Consider the following 2,270-nt stretch of genomic DNA (forward strand, 5'->3'; position numbering starts at 1 on the left):
TTCGCGCATGCCATCGAGCCGCAGCCGTCGAGCGGACGCCGCACACCTGTCGAGGCGCTGCCGAAACCGATCGCCGAGCTTTCCAGCGGCGATCCCGCCATGGCGGCCATGCAGGCGCGGGCCGCCAAGCTAGCGCGCACCACCATCCCGATCCTGATCCATGGCGAGACCGGTTCCGGCAAGGAATATCTCGCCCGCGCGCTCCATGACAGCTCCGGGCGCTCCGGCCCGTTCGTGGCCATCAATTGCGCCGCCATCCCGGAACATCTGATCGAGAGCGAGCTGTTCGGGCACGCGGCCGGCGCGTTTACCGGCGCCACGGCCAAGGGACGCAAGGGGCTGATCGAGAGCGCCGACGGCGGCACGCTTTTCCTCGACGAGATCGGCGACATGCCCTACGCGCTGCAGTCGCGCCTGCTGCGGGTGATCGCCGAGCGTGAATTGATTCCGGTTGGCGGCACAGCACCTCGGCCTGTCGACATCAAGATCATCTCCGCCTCGCATCATGACTTGCGCCGACTGGTTGCCGAGGGCCGTTTCCGCGAGGATCTGTTCTATCGGCTCAACGCTGCCTCCCTGACCTTGCCGGCGCTGCGCGAGCGCACCGATTTCGAATGGCTGCTGGAACGGCTGGTCGGCGAGCGCGCGCGCCTTGCCGGTCGGGCGGCAAAACTGTCGCCGGCGGCGCGGCTGGCGCTGATCCGTCATGGCTGGCCGGGCAACATCCGCGAGCTCGTCAACGCCGTGGATCTGGCGGTGGCGCTTTGCGACGACGAGACGATCCATCCTTCCGACCTGCCCGATTTCGCCACGGCCCGCACGGCGCCCCCGGCGCCTTCCGCCAGCCTGGTCGCGTTGCGCGCCCCCTCGCCCGAGGAAGAGCGCGCAGCCCTGCTTGCCGTGCTGGCGGCGACCGGCTGGAACATTTCCGAAGCGGCGCGGCGTCTCGGCGTCGACCGCACCACGGTCCATCGCCGCATGAAGCGCCTGCGACTGGAGGCGCCGAACTAAAGTTGCAAGGGCTGTGGCGCGCCGCAGCCCTTGCAACAGAAAATGCAACAGGCAAGGCGCCGCAAGAGCGTCCTAACAGATTGATTCCATTGATAGCACCAGATGAGCGCCACGGTTGGCACGCCGCTTGCTGCTCATGACGCACTCTAGCAAGTGGAGGAGAACAAATGCTCGAGAGAACACCCACCACCAAGGCACAGGCGCTGCTCGACAAGTTCGGCAAGGCGCTGGAAACCGGCGACATCGACAGCGCCGTCAACTGTTTCCAGGCCGACTGCTACTGGCGCGACCTCGTCACCTTCACCTGGAACCTGAAGACCATGGAAGGCCAGGACCAGGTTCGCGACATGCTGCGAGCGACGCTGGCCAACACCAAGCCGACCGCATGGGCGGTGGCCAAGGGCGAGGAAGCGACCGAGGATAGCGGCGTCATCACCGCCTGGATCACCTTCGAGACAAGCGTCGCGCGCGGTTTTGGCCTTGTGCGGTTCAAGGGCGACCTGATCTGGACCCTGCTCACCACGATGGCGGAGTTGAAAGGGCATGAGGAGAAAGCGGGCTTCAGTCGTCCGCTCGGCGCCAAGCACGGGCATGGCAAGGACCGCAAGACCTGGCGCGAGGAGCGCGACGACGAGATCGCCGAGCTCGGCCATACGAAGCAACCTTATGTCGTCATCATCGGCGGCGGTCAGGGCGGTATCGCGCTCGGCGCCCGGCTGAAGCAGCTCGGCGTGCCCACTATCATCATCGAGAAGAACGAGCGTCCCGGAGACTCCTGGCGCAAGCGCTACAAGTCGCTCTGCCTGCACGACCCGGTCTGGTACGATCACCTGCCTTATATCGATTTCCCGAAGAACTGGCCGGTCTTCGCGCCGAAGGACAAGATCGGCGACTGGCTGGAGATGTACACCAAGGTGATGGAGCTGAACTACTGGGCCTCCACCACCGCCAAATCCGCCAAATATGACGAGAAGGCCAAGGAATGGACCGTCGTCGTCGAGCGCGCCGCCAAGGAGATCGTGCTCAAGCCCAAGCAGCTGGTGCTGGCGACCGGCATGTCGGGTAAGGCGAACTGGCCGAAATACAAGGGCCAGGACATCTTCAAGGGCGAGCAGCAGCACTCCTCGACCCATCCCGGCCCGGACAAATACCGCGGCAAGAAGGTGGTGGTGATCGGCTCCAACAACTCGGCGCACGACATCTGCGCGGCGCAGTGGGAAGGCGGCGCCGACGTGACCATGGTGCAGCGGTCATCCACC

The 2,270-nt window shown here is 65.3% G+C and carries 2 protein-coding genes; both read left to right on the forward strand.

Annotated elements, in window-relative coordinates; all coding sequences use genetic code 11:
* Positions 1-1,011 (forward strand): sigma 54-interacting transcriptional regulator (locus tag EOA23_RS33990; protein WP_145966582.1); only part of this gene is annotated, 1,011 nt, incomplete at its 5' end.
* 167 nt (positions 1,012-1,178) lie between these two features.
* Positions 1,179-2,270: NAD(P)/FAD-dependent oxidoreductase (locus EOA23_RS33995; protein ID WP_145966583.1), on the forward strand; the 1,092-nt coding region annotated here is incomplete at its 3' end.

The sequence above is a fragment of the Mesorhizobium sp. M2A.F.Ca.ET.042.01.1.1 genome (assembly GCF_003997405.1).
GTDB lineage: Bacteria > Pseudomonadota > Alphaproteobacteria > Rhizobiales > Rhizobiaceae > Mesorhizobium.